Origin of the sequence: Conexibacter woesei Iso977N (assembly GCF_000424625.1) — a bacterium.
In the GTDB taxonomy this organism is placed as follows: domain Bacteria; phylum Actinomycetota; class Thermoleophilia; order Solirubrobacterales; family Solirubrobacteraceae; genus Baekduia; species Baekduia woesei_A.
On the sequence record NZ_AUKG01000002.1, the window covers coordinates 1705822 to 1731056 of the forward strand.

Consider the following 25235-nt stretch of genomic DNA (forward strand, 5'->3'; position numbering starts at 1 on the left):
GCCGTCATCGTGACTCACCCGCCTCGCGCCGACGGATCGTCTCGATCTTGACCGCCGGTCCGAAGCGGCATCTACGGTCCGTCATGTACCCGGTCCCCTTTCGAAAGACTGAGGTGGCGACCCAGACACCCAGGGCGCACCTTGCCAGGTGGCAGGGTTCCGGGACCCCCATCCGGCGGGCTCGTTTGGCATGAGCAGTGCTTAACGCGTAATGTTGCTGACTGTTCGCTCACGATCAAAGCTCAAGCGATCATGACATAGAGCGTTTACAAAGCGGCCACCCGGTCCCGCACTCGGATGAGACGGGGTCGGCCAGCTTCGCTCGCGGATGCATGCAGAGGCCAGCCGTGGGGGCTGCCCTCTTCCGACGAGCCGAGGCCCTGGAGACCGAGCCTCGGCCAACACCATCTACGGGAGGTCAGATGAGGTTCGATATCAAGCCGCGCCGGCTCATTTTGGGTCTTTGCGCGGTGGCGCTGTTCGTTTTTCCGGCTGCGGCCATGGCGACGTTCGTCAACTTCCATGACGTCGGCGGTTTCGCCCACGGCCTGGCCGATGGCGACAACAACAACGGCTACGTCCGCGATTACGTCCACGCCGACAACGGAACCAACAGGTGGTTGGTGACCCAACGCTGGCAGGACACCAACAACCTTGGCTTCGACCAGTGCGGCGCCTGCCCAACGATCGATCGCGGCATTTCGCCGACGCTCAACGAGTGCCACGAGTCGGTTGACACCCAGGCCGCAGACGTGAACGGGTTCTCGCAGATGTCGAACCACCGTCACTACCACGCCAACTACTGCGGCTCGTAAGGCGACCACAATGCATTTGAATATGATTAGCGGTATGCGTCTCAACAAGAAGCACGTGCGCTACGCGGTGGCCCTCGCTGTCTGCGGAGCGTGCACCGGAGGTGCGGCGGCGTCGATCGCTTCTTCGATCGGCGGGGACGACGTCAACGCGCCGGTCGACAAGCCCACGACCAAGATCCAGGCGCTCGATGCGCCGGCGGCCAAGACGCTGCCGGAGTACAAGGTGGCCGCCTTCGGGTCCGGGAGCTTGATCTGCTTGGCAGTTTCTGGTCTGGACGGCCAGGCGAGCGTGACGCGGATGTGTTTCAACCCCGACCAGCCGCCCTACAGCAACGGTGGTGTCGGCACGTTCAAGTTTGCCACCGCCAGCGGCTCCCTCAACATCGGCGTGGTGCCCGGTAACGCCACCAGCGCAGTAGCGGACGCCGGCAACGGCGCGGCGCGTTACCCGGTGCAGGCCATCGACAGCGAGGTGGCCGGCGGCAAGTCGTTCGGGTACTTCGAGACGACCGGCGACTCCACCGACCAGATCGAGTCGGCCCAAGCGCAGGATGCCGACAAGGCGGTCGTGGCGAACTACAAGGCCGTTCCCGCGCGCTAGCCGATCGAGCTGGAGCAACTCCGCATTGCCGAAGCCCCTGGCTGCCGCTCCTACCGGCGCCGGGGGCTTTGTCGTTCATGATGGAGTGGGAGCGACGTCCACCGTGACGGTTTTGTCGGCGATGACGAGTCGCGGGCCGGCACGCCTGGACGTGGACGCCGCGGCACGCATCGTGTTGACGTCCAACTTGCTTGAGGAGTGCCGAGGGGCGTGCAACCCTCAGAGGCATGGAGCATGATGCCGCGATGAGTGAGGATCCGTTGGCCCGGTTGGCGGCGGAGTTGGAGCGGTTGTCGGCGGCGCATTTGAAGTTGGGTGAGGCGACTGCTGCGTTGATCCCGCAGGCGGCTCCGGAGGAGCGGCGGATCTTGGGTCAGGCGGCGAAGGCCGCTCGGGCCGCTGCTCGCAGCGCCTCCGAGGCGAGTGCGAAGGCGCTCACCTCGACGTCGCCCTCGCCCGAGCGTTAGCGGCGCGGTAGCGCTGGTCGCCCCAGGCCACCAGCGACTGCAGGGTCGTCAGCCCGCGCTCGGCGTCGGTGCGCATCTCCTCGAAGGCCGAGCAGGCGAGGTCGACCTCCTCGAGGGTGACGTCGGGCTGCTCGGCGCAGAAGCGGCCGATCCAGCGGACCGCGGCGGCGTCGTAGCGCTCGGGTTCGCGGTCGCGCAGCAGCACGCAGACGTGCAGCGCGTCGTCGAGGTTGATCTGCGGCAGCTCGGCGGCGGCGGCGCGGATGATGAGGAGGTTCTTCGTCGCAAGTGCGCGACGGAAGCGGGCGTGGGGTGAACCGGCATCTGACACGAACAGATGTTCGCATGGCCGTCCAGCACTTTTGATGTGTCAGGAGGTGCCGAGCGGGAGCTCCTGGACGACCGTCAGCGCGTCGGCGAAGAGGTCGCCCTGGTCGCGCACGCGGGCGAGCATGCCCGCCATGTCGTGCACCAACGACGACGCGTCGCCCGCAGCCACCGCGGCCCGGACCTCGTCCCACGACAGCGGCGTCGACACCGTCGGCCGCTCACGCGCGCGCGGCGAGTAGGGCGCGACCGTCGTCTTGTTGACGTCGTTCTGCGACCAGTCGACCAGCACCTTGCCGCCACGCAGCGCCTTCGTCTGGCGCGCCACGACCAGGTCCCCCGCCTCGGCCTCCAGCAGCTCGGCGACCGCCTTCGCGAAGCCCTTCGTCTGCGCGTAGGTCACGCCCGGGACGTTCAACGGCACGTAGACCTGCATGCCCTTCGACCCCGACGTCTTCGGGACCGCCCTCAACCCCAAGTGCTGGAACATGCCCTCCAGCACCTGCGCGACCGCGCAGCACTCCAGCAGCCCCGCGGGCTCGCCCGGGTCGAGGTCGAACGCGACCATCGTCGGCGCCCCCACCCCGCCCTCGGACCCCGGGTCGGCACGATGCATCGGCGTGTGCAGCTCCAGGTCGGCGAGGTTGCCCAGCCACGCCAGCGTCGCCACGTCCTCGGCCAACACGTAGTTGATGGTCTTGCCCTTCTCCAGCCTCACCGGCGCCGTCGCGATCCAGTCCGGCCGGTGCCTCGGCGCCTGCTTCTCGTAGAAGTACTCGCCCTCGGACCCGTGCGGGTAGCGCTTCAGCGTCAGCGGTCGCCCATGCAGGTGCGACAACAACACCGGCGCCAGCTCGACGTAGTAGTTGATGAGGTCGCCCTTGGTCTCCCCGCTCGGCCACAGCGGCTTGTCCAGGTTCGTCAGCCGCAGCTCGCGCCCGTCGACCTCGGCCCGGACCGCGGAGCCCCTCGAGCCCCTGGACGGCGCCACCGGCTCGCGCACGACCAGCGCCGCCGGCTTGTCCTCCCGCAGCCCCTTGTAGGACGGCGCGCGCAGCACGCCCTCGCGCGTCCACTCCACGAACTCGACCTCGGCGACCAGCGCCGGCTCCACCCACACCGCCTCGCGCGGGATCCTCACACCGGACGGCACCACGTCGAACGGCGACGTCTCCCGGACCAACTCCCCCAACAACCCCGCGAGCCGGTCCAGCTCCCTCTCCGTGAACCCCGTCCCGACCCGCCCCGCGAACCGCAGCGCGCCGTCCTCCTGGACCCCCACCAGCAGCGCCCCGATCCGCGACTGGCGCCGCCCCTCCCCCGGCAGCCACCCACCGATCACGAGCTCCTGGCGGTTGGTGTTCTTGATCTTCCGCCACGCGCCCCCGCGCCGCCCGGTCTCGTACACCGAGTCGACCCGCTTGGCGACGATCCCCTCCAGCCCCTGCTCGCGCGTCGCCGCCAGCAGCCCCGCACCACCACCGACGACATGGTCCGGGACCTGCCAGCGCTCGCCGTCGGCCAGCAGCGCCCGCAGCACCTCCCGGCGTTCCAGATAGGGCCGACCAGCCAGCGACACCCCGTCCAACCACACCAGGTCGAACGCCATGTACGTGACCGGGTTCTCCTTGGCCAGCCGCCGGACCGCGCTCTCCTTCGCCAGGTGCATCCGCCCCTGCAGCGCGCCGAACGACGGCCGCCCCTGATCGTCGAACGCCACCACCTCGCCGTCCAGCACCACGCGGTGCATCGACAGCGCCCGGTTCATCCGCGCCAGCTCCGGATAGCGCGCCGTGACGTCGTTGCCGTTGCGCGTGACGAACCGCATCCGCCCCGGCTCGCTGAAGCACACCGCGCGCACGCCGTCCCACTTGATCTCGTAGGCCCACGACGCGTCGTCCCTGGCCGGCGGCACCGGCCCCGCCTTGGCCAGCATCGGGACCAGCGCGGTCGGCATCTCCTCGCCGCCGAGCACCCACCCGCCGGGCGTGTCCCCTGCCGGCGCGCCCATGCGGTGGATCATCCAGTCCTTCTCGTCCGGCCCGATCGGGAACAGCGCGAACTCACCGGTCACCCGCTCGCCGTGCAGCCGGACCTCGACCTTCCTGGCATCCCACTTCAGGACCTCGTACGTCCCCCGGTCCCAGATCGTCATCGTCCCCGCGCCGTACGAGCCCTTCGGGATCGACCCGTGGAACTCCAGGTACTCCAGCGGATGGTCCTCGGTGTGGACCGCCAGCCGGTTGTCCCTCAGCGCCCACGGCAGCCCGTTCGGGATCGCCCACGACGCCAGCGCGCCGTCGTGCTCCAGCCGCAGGTCCCAGTGCAGCCGCGTCGCCGAGTGCTCCTGGATCACGAACCGCAGCGCGCCGTCGTCCGACGATGACGACGAAGCGCCGCCCGCCGGCTCCGGCGTCGCGCCGAAGTCGCGCTTGCGCGCGTACTCCGCGAGGTCCGGGCCGTCGTCGGTCACGAGCGCGCGGCCGTCAGGTCGTCGCGACCCGCAGCACCGTCGCGCGCAGCTCGTCGATCGACGCGTCCTTCTCGACGTACGCCGCCGCGCCGGCGCGCTTGCGCTCGCCGTACTCGCGCGGGTGCCCGGACAGCACCACGACCCGGACGTCCGGCGCCACACCCTGCAGCTCTCCGACCGCGTCGCGGTCGACGTCGAGCAGGTCGAGCAGCACGACATCGGGCCGGACCTCGCCGGCCACGCGGAGCGCGCCGTCGACGTCGGGCGCCTCGCCGACGATCTCGATGTCCGCGTCGTCCTCCAGCTCCGCCCGGATCAACGCGCGGTACGCGGTGGAGTCGTCGCAGTGCAGGACGCGGATCATGCCGCGCTCAGGGTACCCGCCGTGTCCGACACATGCGGGCGGACGCCTGCGACAGCGTCCGCCCACCTGTCACGCGCTCGGCGGCGCCTAGTGCGCGTACACCTCCAGCTCGTACAGCGAGTAGCCGTACGACGTCGCGCGCTGCACACCGGTCAGCCGGACGTAGCGGGCCGGGACCGCCGCGCCGAACGCGTCGTCGTCGGTCCCGCCGTCGCCGGCGGTCGTCGCGTAGGCCTGCCTCCAGGACGTCCCGTCGGTGGACGTCTCGATCTTGTAGGCCTTGCCGTACGCGCTCTCCCAGCGCAGGATCGTCCGCGCGACGGTCCTGACCGAGCCGAGGTCGACGGTGATCGACTCGCCGTCCCTCCACGCCGACGCCCAGCGCGTCGACAGGTTCCCGTCGACCGCGTTGCTCGCCGGCAGCGTCGGCTGGAACAGCCCGTGCTGGTAGCTCGTCGCGCTCACCGGACGCCCGAGCGCCAGGTTGCTCACGTCATCCCCGCGCCCCGCCGGGAACGACACGACCTGCTGGTAGGTCGGCCGGTTCTGCCACGCGATCGCGTCGTCGGTCACGCCGCCCAGCGGCGACTGGACGATCGTGTCGGCGCACCACTGGTCGCCCGCCGAGCACGACCTGTCACCCGGGTACGTGGTCGCCGCCGGCTCGCCGACCGCCGCCGCCAAGGACGACAACAACGTCGCGCGGCACTGCGACAGGTCGCCGCCGCCGCAGTACCTCACCGGCAGCCCGTTCTGGACCGGCTGCCCGAGCAGCGACCGCAGGTCCTTGTCGACGTAGCCCCACCAGCCGAACTGGAACGACGAGCCCTTGTGCGACTGCGCCTGGTTCGTCGAGACCGCGCCACCGGACACGTCGCCGTTCTGCCCGCCCGACGGCGACTCGTTGATCTGCAGCGCCCGGACCGTCTTGGCGTACAGGTCGTCGCCCATGCCCGGCCGGAACTCGGCGCTCACGAGCTTCGGCCACCACGCGTCGAACACCCGGATCGCGTCGGCGTCGACGTACCTCCTGTCGCCCTGCGCGGCCTCCACGCGCCGCGCGCCGTGGTCGAGCCACGTCCGCAACGCGCTCACCGCCGACGCCGTCGCCGGGTCGCTCGGCACGCCCCCGCTGTCGATCACCCTCAACAACGTCGGCAGCACGCGCGAGCCGCGCAGATCGGTCGTCGCCGCGTTCTCCATGATCTTGGTCAGCCCCGCGCGGTCGAGCTTCTGCCCCTGCGCCAGCGCCGTCTTGACGCCGCGGTCGAGCAGGTCGACGCGCTGCACCGACCCGTAGGAGAAGTTGCCGTCCGCCGCGCTGTAGCCCGGCGCCTGCTTGTTGTTCCAGGACACGAAGTAGTCCTGGTTGACGGCCTGCGGATGCTGGGCCGGCGGCGTGACGTCCTCCGTGTTGGTCGCCGGGTTCCAGTTGCGCCACTCGTACTGCGGCTCGGCCTTGACCGGCAGGTTCGGGTCGGCGCCCGCCGCCCGGACCGGGTTGCGGCCCGAGTCGTAGAAGGCGCTCTGGTGGTCGTTGACGTAGAACCAGTTGAACGCGAAGTCGATGTTGGAGGCGGCCGACTTGAAGCCGTCCGCGTCCTTCATGACGTCGGGGTCGTTGAGCATCTGGAAGCCGAGCGCCGAGTCGGCCTCGTGCAGGTAGGTCGAGCGCAGCGCCGTGTAGGCCACCGGCCTGCCGGCGCGCGTCGCGGTCCCGGTCACCAGGCCGTACTTGGTGCGATAGGTGACCAGGTTGTAGGACCCGCTCGCGGTGCCGTCGGCCAGCGTCGGCGACCAGGAGTCGGAGCGCTGCAGCTTCTCCATCGGCGTGCACGTCCCGTGGAACATGTAGGACTTGCTACTACGCGACGGCGTGCTGCCATCGGGCTCGCACAGCGTCACCGCGTAGGTGTCGGTGATGTCCTGCTCGGCCGACGTCGGCGACCACGCGTAGTCCGGGCCGCGTCCGATCTCCACGTAGAAGTTCAACCCCGAGAACGAGACGCCGCGGGCGCTGATGCCCGGGCCCTGCAGCTCCTCCTGCATCAGCAGCTGCGGCGCGAAGTAGCCGGTCTGCGGGCCGAAGACCGCGACCGGGTTGCCGCTCTTGGTGTTGGCGCCGGAGACGACCAGCGCGTTGGACATGCCCTGGTGGTGGCCGCCGAGCTTGAGCCCCGGCATCGCGCCGCCGGAGAACATCCCGGCGAGCTTCTTGTACTTCTTGGGCACGCCCTTGACGCGCAGCGAGCGCGCCTTCGCCGACGCCGCGGCCGCGCTGGCGCTCGCCGCGCTGCCCGTCGGGTCCTGGACGACGTCGCTGTCCTGCAGCGTCCCCGCGTCCGGCATCGCGACGCCGCTCGTGTCGCCCGGCGCGCTGCCGTACGGGAACCTCGTCCCGTCGTGGACGGTCGTCGTCGCCTCCGGGTCGTCCTGGTCGCGCAGCGCGGCCCAGACCCTGTCGCCCTGCGCGACGCCGTACTTGGCCTCCGCGGCCTGCTTGACGAGCGCCGAGTTCAGCTCCTCCCCGCCGCCGTTGCCGAACAGCCCGCCGATGACCGCGGCGATCGCGATCAGGTCGGTGCGCGTGAACGGCTCCGGGCCGCCGGCGTTGGTGATCGCGTCGGCGTGGCCGGTGACGACGTACTCGCCCGGGAACGTCCGGTCGCCGTGCGACTTCGAGATGTAGGCGTTGACGCCGTCGAGGTAGTCGTCGATGTCGCTCAGCAGCTGCGCGCCGCGCGGGCCGGAGTCCGCCAGCCGCTGGACCTGGGCCTGCAGGTCGTCCTCGGTGTAGGGCGCGGCGCGCCAGAGGTTCTGCTCCAGCACGCGGTTGCCGGGCGCGCCGCCCGCGAACGAGGTCAGCTCGCCGCGGCCGACGTGGCGCATCAGGTCCATCACGAACAGCCGGTCCTCGGCGCCCGCGTAGCCCGCGCCGAACTCGGTCCCGGCGCGCGTGGTGCCGGTGATGTGCGGGATGCCCCTGTCGTCACGGACGATCGTGACGTCGGCGCGCGGGCTGTAGGTCCTCTCGGCGCTCGTCGACGGGACCCCGAGCGACGCGTCGTTGAAGAAGTTGTTCAGGTTGCTGTCGGTCAGCGTGTTGGCGCCCTGGGTCAGCGCGGCGTACGGGCCGAGCTGGTCGTCGGTGTGCGCGGGCCGGACGCCGAGCGCCTTGTTGGCCAGGATCTCGGCCAGCGTCGCATGGCCGTTGGCGCCGGGCGGCAGGATGTCGGAGCACTGCCCGAGGCAGTAGTCGGGCGGTGCGGCCGCCGAGGCGAGCGTGGGTGTGAGCGCCAGGGCCGTGACGGCGGCGAGCGCGAGCACGACGCGGACGGTGCGTCGGATCATGGGACCGGTTCCTCCTCCGGGAATGGGATGGACACGCCCCAGATGCCCGTCGTTCGTTCGAGCGAACTAGGAGGAACCGCGACGTTCCGCACTGCCTGGTTGTAGGTTCCCTCCAATGGAGGCGGGAGGAGCGTCGGCGTCAGGACACGCCGCCCGGATCGGCGACGTCGACCTCGCCGCGCTGCTCGCCGTCCACGTCGAGGAGCTGGCCGACGACGTGCTCGAGCGCTTCGCCGCCGGAGCCGGGCCGGACGGCGCGCCGGACGCCGCGACGCTGCGCAACCTGCGCCTCGGCGCCCGCGCCGCGGTCGAGCGCTTCCTCGCGCGCCTGCGCGGCGACGCGCTCCCGGACGAGGGCGTCGCGCTGTTCGTCGCGCACGGGCGCGCGCAGCAGGCCGCGGGCCGGACGCTCACCGAGTTGTTGTCGTTCTACCGCCTCGGCGGGCTGGCGATGTGGGAGCGCTCGACCGCGCTGCTGCCCCAGGACGCGTCGCTGCCCGCGGCCGAGACGTTCGCGTTCGGCCGCGCGGTGCTGGAGCTTGTTGATGAACTCAGCGTCGCCGCCGCCGCGGGCTTCAGCGCCCAGGAGGCCGAGGCGCGGCGCCGCGACCGCGCGCTGCGCGAGCGGCTCGTCTCGCTGCTGCTCTCCAACCCGCCGGTCGGCGACGACGTCCTGCGCAGCGCGGCCGCCGCGGCCGGCTGGACGCTGCCCAACGACGTCCGCGTCGCGGTCGCCGCGCTGCCGGCCGACCCGCTCGCGGTGCCCGCCGGTCCCGGCCCGGACCGCGTCCTGACCGCGACGGTCCCGGACGGGCGCCTCGCGCTCGTGGTCGCCGACGACGCCGAGGCCGAGCGCTGGCTCGCGCGCGCGATGACCGCTCTGGGCCTGGAGGCGCCGCTGGCGATCGGGCCCGCCGTGCAGGCGCCGCACGCCGCGCGCTCGGTCGCCCGCGCGGTCGCGCTGCTGGACCACGTGCGCGCGGGGACGCTGCGCCCCTCCGACGATCCCGACGGCATCGTCCGCGCCGACGACCACGAGCTCGCGCTGCTGCTCGGCGCCGCGCCGGACCTGGCCCGCGAGGTCGCCGCGCGCCGGCTGGCGCCGCTCGACACGCTCGACGCCGCGGCGCGCGAGCGGCTCACCGCAACCCTCGCCGCCTGGCTCGCCGACCCCGGCCGGCCGCAGGCGATGGCCGACCGCCTCGGCCTCCACGTCCAGACCGTCCGCTACCGGTTGAGGGCCCTGCGCGAGCTGTTCGGCCCCGCGCTCGAGGACCCCGACGCGCGCTTCGAGCTGGCGCTCGCGCTGCGCGTCGGAGCGGGCGATCAGCCCTCCAGGTCGAGCACCGCGTCGTAGACCTCGGCGCTCAGCTCCGCGATCCGCGCGGCGAGGCCGTCAACGTCGCGGGCCGCGTTGACGAGCACGAAGATCCGGCCGTCGCGCGCGACGTTCATGCCCTCCGCCGCGCACAGCCGCTCGGCGACCGCGTGCCACCCGCGCGGCTTGCCGGCCAGCGCGATCGCGCGGCCCTCGTCGCCGATGTCACGCCGTACGCCGCGCTCCCGGACCACCACCGTGACCGGCTCGCCCGGCAGGTACTCCAGCGCGGAGGTCAGCAGCTCGCCGTGCATGGGAGCGAGCGTAACCGTCCGCCGCCGAACGGTCCACCTCACGGACCCGGAGTCGGGAGCGTCATGAAACCGACACCGCCGATGTGGTTCGATTCCCATCGAATCTTCGCTATGATGGTTCGACGTCTTTCGAACTACCCTCGCAGGACGACCCCCATGACCGCCATTCCCTCTCCCCGCACCCTGTCTCACCGCATGCCCACGCTCTCGCGCGGAGCCTCCTTCTGGATGCTCGTCGCGACGCTCGGCTTCCTGCTCTTCGCCTCCAGCGCGCCGTCGCCGTTGTACATCGTCTACCAGGCGAAGTGGCACTTCTCCCCGATCACGCTGACCAGCGTGTTCGCCGTCTACGCCGTCGCGTTGTTGCTGGCGTTGATCTTCGCCGGGTCGCTGAGCGACCGCGTCGGCCGCCGGCCGGTGCTGCTCGGCGCGCTCGCGGTGCAGCTCGTCGCGATGGTCCTGTTCGGCCTCGCGCACGGCGTCGGCGCGCTGTTCGCGGCCCGGATCGTCCAGGGCGTCGCGACCGGCGTCGGCATGGGCGCGATCTCCGCGGCGCTGATCGACCTCGCGCCGAAGCACCGCCCGCACCTCGGCGCGGTCCTGTCGGCCGCCGCGCCGCCGTTCGGCCTGGCGCTCGGCGCGCTCGGCTCCGGGCTGCTCGTCGAGTACGCGCCGGACCCGCTGCGCCTCGTCTACTGGCTGCTGACCGGCGTGTTCGTGCTGGCGATCGCCGGGACCCTGGCGATGCCGGAGACCGTGCAGCGCTCGGCCGGCGCCTCGCTGCGCTCGACGTTCTCGCCGTCGATCGGGATCCCGCCCCAGGCGCGCGCCTCGTTCCTGGCCGGCGCGCCGGTCCTGCTGGCGACGTGGGCGCTCGGCGGCCTGTACCTGTCGCTCGGCCCGTCGCTGGTCGCGGGCGTGCTGGGCAACTCCAGCCACGTGATCGGCGCGCTGGTCGTCGTGGCCGTCGCCGGGACCGGCTCGATCGCGAGCCTGCTCGTCGCCAACCGGCACCCGTCGCACGTCCTGATCGGCGGCGCGCTGGCGCTGGCGCTCGGCATCGGGATCACGTTGTTGGGGTTGAACGACGGGATCACGTCGCTGTTCTTCATCGGCAGCGTCATCGCGGGCGTCGGCTTCGGCGCCGGGTTCAGCGGTGGCTTCAAGTCCACCGTGTCGCTCGCGCCGCCGACCGAGCGCGCGTCGCTGGTCGCCGCGGTCTACGTGCTCTGCTACGGCGGGTTCTCGATCCCGGCGGTCGCCGCCGGCGTCGCGGTCTCGCACGCGGGGCTGCTCGCCACGACCAACGTGTACGGGTCGGTCCTCGTGGTGCTGGCCCTCGGGGCGGCCGCCGCGACGCTGGCGCGCCACCGCCGCGCGACGGCGACGGCCGCCGTGGCCGCCTAGAGCGCGCCCGGATCCCCGAGGCGGTTGGACGCCTGCTGCTTGGCCGCGCACGTCCTGTACGCGCGCGACCAGCGCAGCGCCCGGCCGCCGCGCAGCGTCGCCCGGACCGTGAAGCGATAGGTCGCCCGCGGCGCGCCGCGCAGGTCGACGGTCGCCACCCAGCGGCCGTCGGCGCGCCTGCGGACCGCGATCCGGCGCCCCTGCACCGTGACGCTTGCGCGGACGATCGTGCGCCCGCGCCGCTCGCGCAGGCGGATGACGAAGCGCCGCTTGGAGGTACAGGACGCCGCGACGGTCAGCGGCGGCGACCCCTGGCCGCCGACGCTCGGCGGCGAGGCCGGGACGGCCGGCGTCTCGCCCGGCGCGGGCGCGGCGGGCGCCTCGGCAGGCGGCGGCGCAGCGGCGCACGCGTCGCCGCACGGCGCGACCGCCACGTCGGCCTCGGCCTCCGGCGCGTCCGCACTGTCGTCGCTCGTCGCGGTCGCGCGGTTGACGACCGTCGTCCCCGCGGCGGCCGTCGTGACCGTCACGGGGATCGCGAACGCGCGCTCCGCGCCCGCCGCGATCGCGGCGGCGCGGCACGTCACGGTCCCGGCGTCGGCGGCGCAGCCGTCCGGCAGACCGCCCGCGACCGCCAGGCCCGCGGGCAGCGGGTCGGTCACGACGACGCCTTGCGTGTCGGCGTCGCCCGTGTCGCGCGCGGTCAAGGTGTAGGTGATGGTGTCGCCGACCGCTGCGGTGGGCGTGTCCACCGACTTGCTCAGCACCAGCGCGCTCGTTCCGGGCGTGAACGTGACCGCCGCCAGGTTGTTGGAGAAGTCCTCCTCGGCCGCCTGGCCGGCGACCGCCGCCGTGTTGGTCACCGGCGTCCCGGCACTCCCGGCCGCCAGCCGCCCGGTGATCCGGAACACGCGCTCGCCGCCGACCTCCAGCTGCGGGATCGCGCACTGCGGCAGGTCGCGCGGCGCCCCGGGGAACGGGCCGACCTGGCAGTCGCCGGTCGCGCCACCGCCGGCCTCGGCCCTCACGTCCTGCAGCGCGTCCGGGATCAGGTCCGCGACGGCGACATCGGTCACCTGCGGGCCGTTGTTGCGCACGGTCACCGTGTAGGTCACGAGCCCGCCCGCGGCCGGGTGCGCGGGTGTGAACGACTTCGTGATCGAGAGGTCGGTGACCGGGACCGTGTCGAACGTCGAGGACGCCTTGTCGTTGCTCGGGTCGGTGTCGGTCGCCGACCCGGCGCTGACCGTCGCGGTGTTGGTCACCGTCTGGCCGGGCGGGTACGGCGGGATCGTCGTGGCCAGCGTGCCACGGACGGTGACCGTGACGCTCTCGCCGGCGGCCAGCGGCCCGGCGTCGCAGCGGACGGTCTGCGCGTCGGGCGTGTCGCAGGGCCCGCGCGGCGAGACGCCCGAGCCGCCGAGCAGCGCGGCGGGCAGGTGGTCGACGACCGTCGCCTCCGGCGCGGTGTCGGGGCCGTGGTTGGTGACCACGAGCGTGAAGACGACGTCCTCGCCGGGGACGTACCGGTCCGCGGTGGTCGCCGGGGCGCTCGAGGTCGTCTTGGTCAGCGCGAGGTCGACGTCCGGCGTCGAGACCGCGCCCGCGTCGATGGCCGTGTCGTCGCTCGCGTCGCCGTCGGGCGCCGCGCTCACCGTCGCGGCGTTGGAGATCTCGCCGGCCGGCGCGCCGGCCGCGACGCGCACGGGGATCCGGATCGGCGGGTAGTCGGCGCCGGGCGCCAGCGCGTCGGCGCGCGTGCATGCGATCGCGCGCGTGCCGGTGCAGGTCCAGCCCGCGCCGGTCGCGGGGCCGGTGGCGGTGAGGGCGGCGTCGAGCGTGTCGGTCACGCGCACGGTCCCGCTCGACGCGGCGTCGCCCGCGTTGGTGACGTCGAGCGTGTAGGTCGAGGTGCCGCCGCTGACCAGCGCGGGGCTGTGGGACTTGCCGATCGCGAGGTCCGGGACCGCGATGGCGGTCCGCGCGGGCGCGGTGGTCACGCGGTCGCGGGTGCCGAGGTCCTCGGCGGTGAAGGCGACGTCGGCCGCGTTGTCGATCACCGTGCCGGTCGTCAACCCGCCGGTGGCGACGCGCACGCTGAGACCGACGACGCGGGTCGCACCCGGAGCGAGCGTGCCGAGCGCGAGCGCGGCCGGGTCGGCACCGGGCACGGCGGTGCCGTCGACCGTGACCGAGCCGGGGACGAGCGTGACGCCGGCCGGGAGGTCGTCGGCGAACACGACGCCGGTCGCCGCGTCCTCGCCGCTGTTGCGGATCGTGGTCGTGTAGGTCAGCACGTCGCCGAGCCCGGCGGCGGACCTGTCCACCGTCTTGGTCGCGGTGATGCGCGGCGCGTGCAGGTCGGTGGCGATCGTCACCACGCCGGGCTGGTAGGCGTCGCCCCTCGTGCTGAGCTTGACCGCTGTGGAGGTCTGCCCGTTGCCGAGCAGGTTGGTGGTGTCGAGCTGGTGGACGTCGAAGCCGAGCTGGTTGTCGTAGGCCGGGTCGCGCAGGCGGTCGTCGGCGCCGTCGATGGTGATCGCCGAGCGGAACGCGTTGTTGGACGGCGCGCCCTGGGGCAGGCCGACGTCGCCGGCCGGGCTCTGAAGCGTCACGGCGTCGCCGGTCGTGTTGCGGTCGCCCTCGTAGGCGACGATGCCGGCGCGCGAGCGGACGGTGCCGGTCGTCGGCGTCCGGAACCCCGACAGCGCGATGGTGACCGGGGCGGTCAGCGTCGTGCTGACGTTCTGGAGGCCGTCGAAGACCGCCAGGCTGCGCGGCGGCGCGGCCTGGTCGCCGTAGGCGACGACCAGCGACCAGCCGGCGAGCTGGGCGTCGTTGCGCCCGGTGCCGGCCTGCAGGTCGGCGACCGTGTACTCGCCGCCGCCCGCGTCGCGGACCGCGCCGGTGACGTCGGCGAAGCCCTGGTAGATGTCGCCCGCCTCGTCGACCTGGGACGCGGTGACCGAGTTGTAGGTGTCGCTCCCGGGTGCGCGCAGCAGGACGCGGCCGCGGGCGGACGCGTCGGGCGCAGCGGCGCCGCCGATCCCGGCCTTCGTGCGCGCGCCCCAGTAGAGGCCGGCGAACAGGACGTGGGCGGTGGTCGGGAGCGTGAGCGTCGCGGCGCTGGAGTCGAACGTGGCGGGGTCGCTGTCGACGTCGACGTAGGACATCAACGTGGTGTTGTTGTTCAACGTGTTGCCGGGCGCGGTGCCGTCGCGGATCGCGGCGCAGCTGACGTCGACCGTGATGCAGCTCAGCGCGGTGTTGGCGGCGATCGCGACGTCGCCCTGCGCGTTGGCGGTGAAGCGCGGTGCGAAGGCGCGCTCGGCCTGCGCGGAGGCGGCGGCCAGCAGCATCAAGACCACCAACCACCCTGCTGCGACCCCTGCCCGAGCACGCATGCCGCGGCCGACGGTAGGGCCCGCGAGCGGTCACGGCAACCGACCTGACGCCGTTGCGCTCGGCCACCGGAAACCGGCGGTTTGCGGGGAGATCGCCCGCCGACCTCACGGAATCGCGGGGTGGCGCGTTGGAGGGCTCGATGAGACTCCACACCTACGCCGCCTCGTGCAACGCCTACAAGGTCCGCCTGCTGCTCGCGCAGCTCGGCCGCGGCGACGTCGAGCAGATCGAGCACGACATCTTCGCCGGTGCGACGCTGACCGACGAGTTCGCGCGGCTCAACCCGGCGCGCACCGTGCCGGTGCTGGAGCTCGACGACGGCTGGGCGCTGCCGGAGTCCGGCGCGATCCTGTGGTTCCTGGCCGAGGGGACGCCGCTGCTGCCGGACTCGCCGCTGGCGCGCGCCGAGGTACTGCGCTGGCTGCTGTGGGAGCAGGCCGACCTGCTCCCGGCGACCGGCGGGCTGCGCTTCCGGCTGATCACGGGGCGCTGGTCGGCGGGCGACGCCGCGGCGCGGGCGCGGCACGCTGCGGGTCTGGAAGCACTGGGGCTCCTTGACTCGCACCTGCGCGCGTCGCGGTCCGGGTGGGTCGTGGGCAACGCCTACACCATCGCGGACATCGCGCTGTACGGCTACACGCACGTGGCCGGCCAGGCCGGATTGCCGCTGGAGGACTTCCCGGCCGTCGTCGAATGGCTGACGCGCGTGGCGTGCACGCCGGGCTACATGAACGACGTGCAGCCGTACGGGGCCAACGCGCGGCGGCTGGAAGGCCGGTCGATCTACGGATAGCCTCTGGTCCCGATGCCACCCGTCCACGCAGGCGAGCCGACGATCGAGCGGGAGCTGGAGACCCACCGCAGGGCGCTGACCGGCTACTGCTACCGGATGCTCGGCTCGGGCTCGGAGGCCGAGGACGCGGTGCAGGAGACGATGGTGCGCGCGTGGCGCAACGCCGACGCGCTCCAGGAGCCGGCCGCGCTGAAGGCGTGGCTGTACCGGATCGCGTCGAACGTGTGCTTCGACATGCTGCAGACGCCGCAGCGGCGGGCGACGCCGATGGACATGGGACCGGCGTCCGCCGCCGATGCCTCCCTGGGCGACGCGCTGGACTCGTGGGTGCAGCCGATCGCCGACGCGCGCGTGCTCCCGGCCGACGGCGCCGCGGGCGGCGACCCGGCGGCGATCGCCGCGGGGCGCGAGACGCTGCGGCTGGCGTTCGTCGCCGCCCTGCAGCACCTGCCGCCCAAACAGCGCGCGGTGCTGATCCTGCGCGAGGTGCTGCGCTGGCAGGCGAGCGAGGTCGCCGAGCTGCTGGACACCTCGGTCGCGTCGGTCAACTCCGCGCTGCAGCGCGCGCGGGCGACGCTCGAAGAGCTCGACCTCGACGCCGCGGGCGGCGTCAGCTCGGTGGTCGACGGCGACGCCGAGCAGCAGAACCTCCTGGCGCGCTACGTCGACGCGTTCGAGCGCTATGACATGACCGAGTTGGTGGCCTTGCTCCAGCGCGACGCGGCGTTCTCGATGCCGCCGTTCCCGCTCTGGGTCCAGGGCCACGACGACATCGTCACGTTCATGACGACGACCGGCGCCAAGTGCGAGGGGTCGAAGCTCGTGCCGACGTCAGCCAACGGCGGGCCGGCGGTCGGGATCTACAACCCGCGCGAAGACGGCACGTTCGCGCCGTGGGCGATCGTGGTGGTCGAGACCTCAGGGGGGAAGATCTCGGGGCTGCACCACTTCATCTACCCCGAGCTGTTCCCGTACTTCGGGCTGCCCGAGCGGCTCGAGGCCGATCTGGCCTGACAGGCCACACAGCTCCAGCAGCCCGCCGAGGTTCGGGTGCGGGTCGCGGACCACGAGCCGCATCCCGGCCCGCCGCGCCGCGAGCTGGAGCCTGGCGAGCCGGTCGACGCAGGCGAGGTCCGGCCGTTGCGTCATCTCCCCGACGCACAGCTCCGTCCCATCCTCGGCGACGACGACGAGCGTCGCGATCGGCTCCATGCCACCTCAGACGCCACGAGCCACCGAAACTCACCGGTGACCGGACAGGCCACCGATGATTCTGCGCGCGGCGTGCCGTCTGTGAGGGCATGACCCCTTCCCCCTCCGCGTTCGTCCTCGTCCCCGGAGCCGGCGGCGACGGCTGGTACTGGTCGCGCGTCGTGCCGTTGCTGCGCGCGGCCGGGCGCGATGCCGTCGCCGTCGACCTCCCCGCCGGGGACGAGGACGCCGGGCTGGACGACTACGCCGACGCGATCCTCGAGGCGATCGGCGACCGCCGCGACGTCGCGCTGGTCGCGCAGTCGATGGGTGCGTTCAGCGCGCCGGTGGCGGCCGCCCGGTCCGGCGGCGCGGTCGTCCGGCTGGACCTGACGTGCCCGATGATCCCCGCGCCGGGCGAGTCGGGGAGCGCCTGGTGGTCGGCGTCCGGGCACTCGGCGGCCTACGCCGCGGCCGAGCGCGCCGCCGGCCGCGACCCCGACGCGCCGTTCGACGAGCGCACCACGTTCTTCCACGACATCGCCGACGACGTCACGACCGAGGCCTACGAGCGCCCGCAGCAGGACGAGTCGGGCGCGTCGTTCTCGGAGCCGTTCCCGCTCGACGCGTGGCCGGAGGACATCCCGACCCGCGTCCTGCTCGGCCGCGGCGACCGCCTGTTCCCCTACACCTTCATGCAGGACCTGACGCGCACGCGGCTGGGCGTCGAGGCCGATGCCATCGACGCCGGCCATCTCGCCTCGCTCTCCAGGCCGCGCGACGTGGCGGCCTGGTTGTTGAAGGACTAGCCCCCGGCGACGGCCGGGAGGATCTGGACCTCGCCGCCGTCCTTGACGGCGGTGTCGAGGCCGTCGCCGAAGCGGACGTCCTCGCCGTCGACGTAGACGTTGACGAAGCGGCGCAGGCCGCCGTCGCCGTCGGAGATCGAGTCCTTCAACTCGGGGTGCGACGCGTACACGGACTGCAGGACGGCGCCGACGGTCGCGCCCTCGGCCTCCAGCCTGCCCGCGCCGCCGGCGGCGGCGCGCAGCTGGGTCGGGAGCTTGACGGTGACGGCCATCAGGCGCCGACCCCGCTCAGCACGGTGTTCTCGAAGTCGGAGAACTTCGGCTCGATCTCGTGGGCATGGAACGTGTCGCGGACCGCGTCGAGCGTCTTGAGGCCGTCGCCGGTGATGACGAGCACGACGCGCTCCTCCGGGTCGATGTCGCCGCGGTCGGCGAGCTTGGCGAGCGTCGCGGTGGTCACGCCGCCGGCGGTCTCGGTGAAGATGCCGGTCGTCTCGGCCAGCAGGCGGATGCCCGCCTTGATCTCCTCGTCGGTGACGCTGTCGACGCTGCCGCCGGTGTTGTTGGCCAGCTCGACCGCGTACGGGCCGTCGGCCGGGTTGCCGATCGCCAGCGACTTGGCGATCGTGTCCGGCTTGACCGGCTTGCAGACGTCGGTGCCCGCGGCGAACGCGGTGGCGACCGGCGAGCAGCCCAGGGCCTGGGCGCCGTTCATCGTCGGCGCGTCGCCCTCGATCAGGCCGAGGTCACGCCACTCGTCGAAGCCCTTGGCGATCTTGGTGTACAACGACCCGGACGCGATCGGCGCGACGACGCGGTCCGGCGTGCGGAACCCGAGCTGCTCGGCGATCTCGTAGGCCAGGGTCTTGGACCCCTCGGCGTAGTACGGGCGCATGTTGACGTTGACGAACGCCCACGACTCCTGCTCGCCGGAGATCTCGGTGCAGAGCCGGTTGACGTCGTCGTAGTTGCCCCTGATCTTCACCAGGTTGGTGCCGTAGACGCCGGTCGCGAGGATCTTCTGCTCCTCGAGGTTGCTCGGGATGAAGACGTAGGACGGCATCCCCAGCGCGGCGGCCGCGGCGGCCACGGCGTTGGCGAGGTTGCCGGTCGAGGCGCAGGCCAGCGTGTCGAAGCCGAGCTCACGCGCGCGGGCGGCGGCGACCGAGACCACGCGGTCCTTGAACGAGTGCGTGGGGTTGTGCGCGTCGTTCTTGACCCAGACCTCCTTGAGGCCCAGGCGCTCGGCGAGGCGGTCGGCGCGCACGAGCGGCGTGCAGCCGGCGGGCAGGCCGACGCGCGACAGGACCTTGGCGCTCGGGCCGGGCTGGCCGTCGACGAGCGGCAGGAAGTCGACGTAGCGCCAGATGTTCTGCGGGCCGGAGGTGATCCGGCGCTTCAGCGAGGCGACGTCGTCGGCCAGCGCGCTGTGGTCGTACTTGACCTCGAGCGGGCCGAAGCACTTCGAGCAGACGTACTGCGCGGTGAGCTCGTACTCGGTGCCGCACTCGCGACAGGCAAGGTTGGTGACAGCCATTGGGGAACCCCTGTTCTTCGTCGATGGTCCTTGTGTGACGAAGAAGTTGGCTTCCTACGCCACACGTCTCCAGGAATTGGCACCTTCCCGCACGAATGCGGGGGTTGCCGGGGTTTCATCGGGCCAGTCCCTCCACCCCTCTGGACGTGTACAGCTATGTGGTCGGAACGATAGCAAGCCAACTTGAGGCTGCAAATCCCCATGTCGCAGCGCGGTTCCGGCTGGTCGGACGGTAGACTAAGAGGCGTTGTGATCCCGACCGTCGACGAGCCCTTCAGTCCGTATGCCGAGGCTTCCCCGCCCGCCTCTGCGTCGTGCTGCCCGCTCTCGAACGGACGGGCTCACGCAGGTCGTAGAGCCTGAGACGCCGAACGTCGAGTCCGTCGAGGCCGACGGGCTGCGCTGGTTCAACATCGAGCGCCCGCGGCAGATCGACCGCGCCTGGCTGGAAGAGCACTTCGACTTCCACCCGCTGGACTACGAGGACGTCTTCTCGCGCAACCAGCGCCCGAAGGTCGACGAGTACGACGGCTACCTGTTCGTCGTCCTGCACTTCCCGGTCTACGACAAGCGCGTCAACCGGCTCAACGCGGCCGAGCTCGACATCTTCGTCGGGCCGGACTTCCTGATCACGCTGCCCAACGAGGCGCTTGCGCCGCTGCAGTACGTCTTCGACCGCTGCCAGAACAACGAGGACGTCCGCGAGGACATGTTCAGCAAGGGCGCCGGCTACTTGTTGTACAAGGTGGTCGACGCGTGCGTGGACGCCTCGTTCCCGATGCTGCGCAAGATGGGGCTCAAGCTCGAGCGGCTCGAACAGGCCATCTTCGACGAGGAGGCCAACCGCGAGATCGTGCGCGACCTCTCCAACGCGAAGCAGGAGATCATCAACTTCCGCAAGATCGTCCGGCCGCAGCGCGCGGCGCTCCGCGACCTCGAGCGCACCAAGCGCTACGTCACGGGCGAGCTGGACATCTACTTCGACGACATCAACGACGCGTCCGAACGCGTCTGGGACATGTTGGAGAACTACCGCGAGGTCATCGAGGGACTCGAGACCACGAACGAGTCGGTGCTCTCGCACCGCCTGAACGACTCGATCCGGGTGCTGACCGCGTTCAGCGTGATCATGCTGCCGCTGACGCTGATCGCGTCGGTGCTGGGCATGAACGTCGGCGTCCCGGGCCAGGGCTCGATCCACGCGTTCTGGATCACGATCGCGGTGATGCTCGGCGTGCTCGTCGGGATGATCTGGTGGTTCCGCGATCGGGGCTGGTTGTAGGACTTGCGGTCCGCGCTAGCGTCCGGAGGCATGGACGCTGGTGTTGCTTACTTCCCGACGCACGACGGGCTCCAGCCCGCCGAGATCGCGCGACTTGTAGAAGAACGTGGCCATCGGTGGCTGATGTGGGCCGAGCACACGCACATCCCGGCGTCGCGGCTGACGCCGTGGGGCGGGTTCGAGGGCGCGCCGCCGCTGCCGCGCAAGTACGTGCACACGTACGACCCGTTCGTGGCGTCGGCCTACGCGCTGGCGGCGACGACGTCGCTGCGCGTCGGGACCGGGATCGCCCTGGTCCCGCAGCGCGACCCGATCACGACCGCCAAGGAGGTCGCGTCGCTGGACCACCTGAGCGGTGGGCGCTTCGACTTCGGCGTCGGCGCCGGGTGGAACCGCGAGGAGATGGAGAACCACGGCGTCAACCCGAAGACGCGGATGCGGCGAATGCGCGAGCACATCCTGGCGATGAGGGCGATCTGGACGCAGCACGAGGCGTCGTTCGCGGGGGACTTCGTGAACTTCGAGCGGATCTGGTCCGACCCCAAGCCGCTGCAGAAGCCGCACCCGCCGATCCTGGTCGGCGGCAACGGTCCGACGGTGCTCGATCGCGTCCTGGAGTACGGCGACGCGTGGATGCCCAACGCGTTCGACGTCGACACGCTGCTGCCGCGGATCGCCGAGCTGCGCTCGCGCGCCGATCGGCCGATCGAGGTCGTCGTGATGGGGCCGCCCGCGGAAGTTGGTGTCCTCGAGGCCTATGAGAACGGCGGCGTCGACCGCGTGCTGTTCTGGCTGCCCTCGGGGCGGCGGTCCGTGGTCGAGGCCGAGCTGGACCGCGTCGAGGCGGTCATGGCGGAGCTGCACGACCGCCCGGCGTGAGATGAGCGACGCGGCGGCGGCGGGCTGGGCGCTGCTGGAGCGCGCGCGGGTCGCGCGCCTGGCGACGCTTGCGGCCGCCGACGGCGCGCCGCACGTCGTCCCGATCACGTTCGCGTGCGATGCGGCGCGCGGGCTGATCGTCCACGCGGTCGACCACAAGCCGAAGGCGACGCGCGCGCTGGCGCGCCTCGCGAACGTGCGTGCCGACCCGCGGGCGTCGATCCTCGCCGATCACTACGAGGAGGACTGGTCGGCGCTGTGGTGGGTCCGGGCCGACGGCCGCGCGGAGATCCTGGAGGACGCGCCCGAGTTGGTGGACTTGCTCGTGGCCCGCTATCCGGAGCAGTACGGCGGCGAGGCGCGGCGTCCGGAGGGTCCGGTCGTCGCGCTGCACGTGGAGCGGCTGCGCTCCTGGTCGGCGTGAACGTCGTGCGCGCCGATCGCGCTCGCCCCAGAGCTTGCAGAGGGGCGAGCGCGACCGGCCGTTAGGGCACGGACTGGAAGCTGACGCCGGCCGTGCCGCTGGCAGGCGGCTGGGTCGTTGATACGGCGGCGTCGGCGGTCCCTGCGGCCACGAGTACGGAGCCCGTCACGAGGAGGAGTGCGACGAGCTCTCGGTGGGAGATCCGCAGGGAGGTCACACCCAGGATTCAACCGGCCGCGAGGGTCCTGGACAGTGGTGGTCGCCTGCGTCTGGGCGGTGCGGGTTCCCGAACCCGTAAGGGGTGTCACCCGACGGCGTTCGTGGTGTAGTCCAGGACGTGCCCGCCGCATCGTTGTCGTCGCTCGAAGCCCTCGGCGACCAGTTCGCGCTGAACGCTCCCACGGAGCGCAAGCGGATGCTGGTCATCGTCAACCCTTACGCCACAACGGTTTCGGACCGACTCCGGAACCTGGTGGTCTACGCGCTGCAGGGGCGCTACGACGTCGATGCGGTCGACACCGAGGCCCGTGACCACGCCACCGCGCTGACGCGCGAGGCGGCCGGCGAGGGCTACGACGTCGTCGTCGCGTTCGGCGGGGACGGGACGGTCAACGAGGCGGCGAACGGGCTCCGGGGCTCTTCGACGCCGCTGACCTGCCTGCCGGGCGGGTCGACCAACGTGTACGCGCGGATGCTCGGGATCCCGAACGACATCGTCGATGCGACCGAGCACCTGCTGCGGATCGCCGACGACTGGCAGCCGCGTGAGGTCCACATGGCGGTGGTCAACGAGCGGCGGTTCCTGTTCTCGTCGGGGCTCGGGCTGGATGCCTCGGTCGTCAAGCGGGTCGACTCGCACCCGCATCTGAAGGCGCGCTTCGGCCCGTACTACTTCGCGTGGTGCGGGTTCGGGGAGTTCCTGGGCAAGTACGTGGCGAAGCCGCCGCGGCTGGAGACCGTGACCGACGGCGGCGTGCCGGTCCCGGGCGTGACGGTGCTGGTCCAGAAGGGCGAGCCGTACACGTACTTCCGCAAGCTGCCGATCCACGCGGCGCACGGCGCGACGCTGACCGACCGGACGCTGGCGGGCGTCGTGCTGCGGTCGACGCGGCCGACGGTCATGCCGGGCGTGATGTTCCGGCTGTTCTCGGAGCGCGCGAAGCTGGAGCGCCACCGGCAGGTGGACGGGTTCGCGGGTGCGCACGAGGTCGTGGTGCGGTCGGTCGACGGGCGCGAGGTGCCGTTGCACGTCGATGGCGACTACATCGGCGATGTCGTCGAGGCGCGCTACGGCGTCGACGAGCTGCCGCTGCACGTGGTGTCGTAGGCTGGCAGTGTGACGTCCTCACCGTTCGATGACGCGCTGGAGTCGGTGGAGCAGCTCGGCGAGCTGTACGAGCCGGCGGCGCAGCGGGCGTGGGACAAGGACATCGGGCGGCTCGACGAGGTCGTCCGCGCGCTGATCGCCGCCTCTCCCCTGGTCGTCGTGTCGTCGCACGACGGTGCCGGCCACGCCGACGCCTCGCCCCGCGGCGGCCAGCCCGGCTTCGTGACCGTGCTCGACGACCACCACCTCGCGATCCCCGACGCGACCGGCAACAAGCGCCTCGACACCCTCAACAACATCATCTCGACCGGCCACGCCGGCCTGCTCTTCCTGATCCCCGGCCGCGACCAGACCTTGCGCGTGAACGGCGCGGCCTGCGTGACCTCATCGCCGTCGGTCCTGGAGCGCATCGAGTCGGTCGGGAAGCCACCCCGCACCGCGATCATCGTCCGCGCCGACGAGACCTACTCCCACTGCCCCAAGGCCTTCGTCCGCTCCAAGCTCTGGCAGCCCGACGCCTGGCCGCCGCTCGACGACGTCCCCACCGCCGCCGAGGTCATGCGCGCCCACCACCCCGATCCCTCCCGCACCCTGCAGGACGAGGTCACCTACCTCGAGACATCGCTGCGCGAACGCCTCGCTTGACCTCGCGCGCGCTCGAAGGCGTAGTTTCGGGCGACGATGAGCAAGGCGTACATCATCTCTGAGGTCGTGATCGAGGATCGCGAGCGGGGTGAGCGGTACCGGGAGCTGGCGGCGGCGTCGATCGCCGTGCATGGTGGGCGGTATGTGGTGCGGGGTGCGGAGGCCGAGGTGCTGGAGAGTGTGAGGGACCGGCGGCCGGAGGAGCGGGTGGTGGTCGTCGAGTTCAGCAGCGTCGAGGCGGCGCGGGAGTGGTACGGCTCGGAGGAGTACGCCGAGGCGCGCGCCATCGCCGATGGCGGCGCGTTGACGCGGCGGTTGACGCTTGTCGAGGGCTACGGGGTCAGGTCGTAGGGGTAGTCGGTCAGCGTCTCGCAGCCGTCCGAGGTGACCAGGAGCAGGTCTTCGAAGCGGACGCCGCCGATGTCGTTGGCCCAGAGGCCGGGCTCGATCGCGATGACGTCGCCGGTGACGAGCGGCGCGCGGCCGGACTGGCCGAGCGACGGGTCCTCGTGGACCTCGAGTCCGACACCATGGCCGAGTGAGAACTGGAAGCCGTCGTTGGGGTGCTCCGGGTCCGGGCCGGTGCGCTGCGTCTTGATGCCGGCGGCCTCGAAGACGTCGCAGGTGATCGCGTGCAGCTCGCGCCCGGTCACGCCCGGCCGGACGGCGTCGCGCGCGGAGAAGAACGCGTCGCGGACGAGCGCCTCCTGGGCGCGCGTGGCGTCATCGGCCTCCCCCACGACGAACGTCCGCGTCATGTCGGCCCAGCACCCGGACTCCTCGTCGCGCGGCCACAGGTCGATCTGGATCGGCAGGTTCGCCGGCAGCGGCCCGGACCCCGGCTCGTGGCCGAAGCCCTGCCACACGCTGGCGACGATGATGTCGCCCGGCGCCGGCGCGCCCGCCGCGGCGCAGGCCTCGCGCAGCGCGGCGCGGACCGCCTCGGCGGTCAGCACGCCGTCCTCGACGACCAGCCGGCCCTGCTCGTCGACCGCCGCCCGGCGCAGCAGCGCCGCGGCCGCCGCCATGCCCTGGTCGGCCGCACGCTGCGCGCGCCGGATCCCGGCCAGCTCGGCGCGGGACTTCGCCCGCCGCCGCGCGCTGAACGTCTCGTGGTCGGGCGTCAGCGCGATGCCGTCGGCGCGCAGCCGGTCGGCGACCGCGAGCGGGAAGTCCGGATCGACCCGCGCGTCCTTCAACCCCATCTTGGTCGCGGCGCGCGCGATCAGCTCCAGGACCACGTCCTCGCGTGTCCTGCCGCTCTCCAGCAGCTCATAGAACCCGACGTCGCCCCACTCGATCATCTCGGCATCCGGCCGCGCGGCGGAGATCCGGTCGGTCTCCAGCGACGACGCGAACACGAACACCCGCCCACCGACCTCGGCATAGCCGATCGGATCCCCTACACCCACCGGGATCTCATGCCGCATCGCGGCCGACCGCTCGGTATCGGCCCAGAGGAAGACGTCGTCGGACATGCCCGCGACCCTACCGGCGCAGCTCGTC

General features: G+C 72.1%; 22 protein-coding genes and 1 riboswitch. Of the genes, 13 read left to right on the forward strand and 9 right to left on the reverse strand.

The genetic code is table 11. The annotated features are described in order from the left end of the window. Positions 1 to 422: 422 nt before the first annotated feature. Together H030_RS0120625 and H030_RS0120630 are read left to right on the forward strand one after the other, a co-directional pair. Positions 423 to 815: a hypothetical protein gene (locus tag H030_RS0120625; RefSeq protein ID WP_155892171.1), complete on the forward strand. Its 393-nt coding sequence runs from the start codon at positions 423 to 425 to the stop codon at positions 813 to 815. Positions 816 to 849: 34 nt separating this feature from the next. After that, on the forward strand, positions 850 to 1416 hold the full coding sequence (locus tag H030_RS0120630; protein ID WP_027007505.1) for a hypothetical protein: 567 nt from the start codon (positions 850 to 852) through the stop codon (positions 1414 to 1416). Between the two features lie 435 nt (positions 1417 to 1851). On the opposite strand, the gene H030_RS0120640 is transcribed toward H030_RS0120630, so the two are convergent. The 4 genes from H030_RS0120640 to H030_RS0120655 all read right to left on the reverse strand — a co-directional run bounded on the left by H030_RS0120640 (position 1852) and on the right by H030_RS0120655 (position 8398). Then, complete coding sequence (locus H030_RS0120640; RefSeq protein WP_027007507.1) at positions 1852 to 2214, reverse strand: hypothetical protein; 363 nt, start codon at positions 2212 to 2214, stop codon at positions 1852 to 1854. 39 nt (positions 2215 to 2253) lie between these two features. After that, positions 2254 to 4683, reverse strand: a complete 2430-nt coding sequence (ligD, locus tag H030_RS38560) for a DNA ligase D (protein ID WP_081690981.1) — start codon at positions 4681 to 4683, stop codon at positions 2254 to 2256. 13 nt (positions 4684 to 4696) lie between these two features. Continuing rightward, entirely contained in the window at positions 4697 to 5047 is a 351-nt protein-coding gene (locus H030_RS33955) for a response regulator (protein ID WP_051223260.1), read from the reverse strand. A gap of 87 nt (positions 5048 to 5134) precedes the next feature. Then, positions 5135 to 8398, reverse strand: coding sequence for a penicillin acylase family protein (locus tag H030_RS0120655; RefSeq protein ID WP_027007508.1), 3264 nt, complete (start codon positions 8396 to 8398; stop codon positions 5135 to 5137). Between the two features lie 115 nt (positions 8399 to 8513). On the opposite strand from H030_RS0120655, the gene H030_RS33960 reads away from it, so the two are divergent. After that, a complete protein-coding gene (locus H030_RS33960) occupies positions 8514 to 9755 on the forward strand; it encodes a PucR family transcriptional regulator (RefSeq protein WP_051223261.1) in 1242 nt (413 codons plus the stop codon). Here H030_RS33960 and H030_RS0120670 read toward each other — a convergent pair. Continuing rightward, complete coding sequence (locus tag H030_RS0120670; protein ID WP_027007509.1) at positions 9725 to 10030, reverse strand: hypothetical protein; 306 nt, start codon at positions 10028 to 10030, stop codon at positions 9725 to 9727. The genes H030_RS33960 and H030_RS0120670 overlap by 31 nt on opposite strands. A 195-nt stretch (positions 10031 to 10225) precedes the next feature. Here H030_RS0120670 and H030_RS33965 point away from each other — a divergent pair, with 195 nt between their 5' ends. Continuing rightward, a complete protein-coding gene (locus H030_RS33965) occupies positions 10226 to 11437 on the forward strand; it encodes an MFS transporter (protein WP_051223263.1) in 1212 nt (403 codons plus the stop codon). Here the strand turns inward: H030_RS33965 and H030_RS0120680 are convergent. Continuing rightward, complete coding sequence (locus H030_RS0120680) at positions 11434 to 14841, reverse strand: DUF11 domain-containing protein (protein WP_155892172.1); 3408 nt, start codon at positions 14839 to 14841, stop codon at positions 11434 to 11436. The genes H030_RS33965 and H030_RS0120680 overlap by 4 nt on opposite strands. A 140-nt stretch (positions 14842 to 14981) precedes the next feature. On the opposite strand from H030_RS0120680, the gene H030_RS39795 reads away from it, so the two are divergent. The 3 genes from H030_RS39795 (at position 14982) to H030_RS0120695 (ending at position 17635) form a co-directional block, all read left to right on the forward strand. Continuing rightward, positions 14982 to 15635 carry a glutathione S-transferase family protein gene (locus H030_RS39795; RefSeq protein ID WP_196809207.1) on the forward strand — a complete coding sequence of 218 codons (654 nt, stop codon included), beginning with the start codon at positions 14982 to 14984 and terminating at the stop codon, positions 15633 to 15635. Positions 15636 to 15647: 12 nt separating this feature from the next. Continuing rightward, positions 15648 to 16649 (forward strand): sigma-70 family RNA polymerase sigma factor, encoded by a 1002-nt coding sequence (locus H030_RS0120690; RefSeq protein ID WP_027007511.1) that lies wholly within the window; start codon positions 15648 to 15650, stop codon positions 16647 to 16649. Positions 16650 to 16936: 287 nt separating this feature from the next. Next, positions 16937 to 17635 (forward strand): alpha/beta fold hydrolase, encoded by a 699-nt coding sequence (locus H030_RS0120695; RefSeq protein WP_027007512.1) that lies wholly within the window; start codon positions 16937 to 16939, stop codon positions 17633 to 17635. Here H030_RS0120695 and H030_RS0120700 read toward each other — a convergent pair. Further along, entirely contained in the window at positions 17632 to 17907 is a 276-nt protein-coding gene (locus H030_RS0120700) for a ubiquitin-like small modifier protein 1 (protein ID WP_027007513.1), read from the reverse strand. The genes H030_RS0120695 and H030_RS0120700 overlap by 4 nt on opposite strands. After that, complete coding sequence (gene thrC, locus H030_RS0120705) at positions 17907 to 19172, reverse strand: threonine synthase (protein WP_027007514.1); 1266 nt, start codon at positions 19170 to 19172, stop codon at positions 17907 to 17909. Before thrC ends, H030_RS0120700 begins: the two co-directional genes overlap by 1 nt. 60 nt (positions 19173 to 19232) lie before the next feature. Continuing rightward, positions 19233 to 19323: riboswitch (SAM riboswitch) on the reverse strand. Between the two features lie 132 nt (positions 19324 to 19455). Between thrC and H030_RS0120710 the strand changes: the two genes are divergently transcribed. The 6 genes from H030_RS0120710 to H030_RS0120740 all read left to right on the forward strand — a co-directional run bounded on the left by H030_RS0120710 (position 19456) and on the right by H030_RS0120740 (position 24080). Further along, positions 19456 to 20454 carry a magnesium transporter CorA family protein gene (locus tag H030_RS0120710; protein WP_051223267.1) on the forward strand — a complete coding sequence of 333 codons (999 nt, stop codon included), beginning with the start codon at positions 19456 to 19458 and terminating at the stop codon, positions 20452 to 20454. A gap of 30 nt (positions 20455 to 20484) precedes the next feature. Beyond that, positions 20485 to 21333 (forward strand): LLM class F420-dependent oxidoreductase, encoded by an 849-nt coding sequence (locus H030_RS0120715; RefSeq protein ID WP_027007516.1) that lies wholly within the window; start codon positions 20485 to 20487, stop codon positions 21331 to 21333. Position 21334: 1 nt separating this feature from the next. Further along, complete coding sequence (locus H030_RS0120720; RefSeq protein WP_051223269.1) at positions 21335 to 21757, forward strand: TIGR03668 family PPOX class F420-dependent oxidoreductase; 423 nt, start codon at positions 21335 to 21337, stop codon at positions 21755 to 21757. A gap of 337 nt (positions 21758 to 22094) precedes the next feature. Beyond that, positions 22095 to 23084, forward strand: a complete 990-nt coding sequence (locus tag H030_RS37635) for a diacylglycerol/lipid kinase family protein (protein ID WP_051223271.1) — start codon at positions 22095 to 22097, stop codon at positions 23082 to 23084. Between the two features lie 9 nt (positions 23085 to 23093). Then, positions 23094 to 23729 carry an MSMEG_1061 family FMN-dependent PPOX-type flavoprotein gene (locus H030_RS33980; protein WP_035128045.1) on the forward strand — a complete coding sequence of 212 codons (636 nt, stop codon included), beginning with the start codon at positions 23094 to 23096 and terminating at the stop codon, positions 23727 to 23729. A gap of 36 nt (positions 23730 to 23765) precedes the next feature. After that, the gene (locus H030_RS0120740) at positions 23766 to 24080 is read left to right on the forward strand and encodes a DUF1330 domain-containing protein (protein WP_027007518.1); all 315 of its coding nucleotides are present in this window, start codon (positions 23766 to 23768) and stop codon (positions 24078 to 24080) included. On the opposite strand, the gene H030_RS33985 is transcribed toward H030_RS0120740, so the two are convergent. Next, a complete protein-coding gene (locus H030_RS33985; RefSeq protein ID WP_051223273.1) occupies positions 24062 to 25207 on the reverse strand; it encodes a M24 family metallopeptidase in 1146 nt (381 codons plus the stop codon). The genes H030_RS0120740 and H030_RS33985 overlap by 19 nt on opposite strands. Positions 25208 to 25235 lie beyond the last annotated feature (28 nt).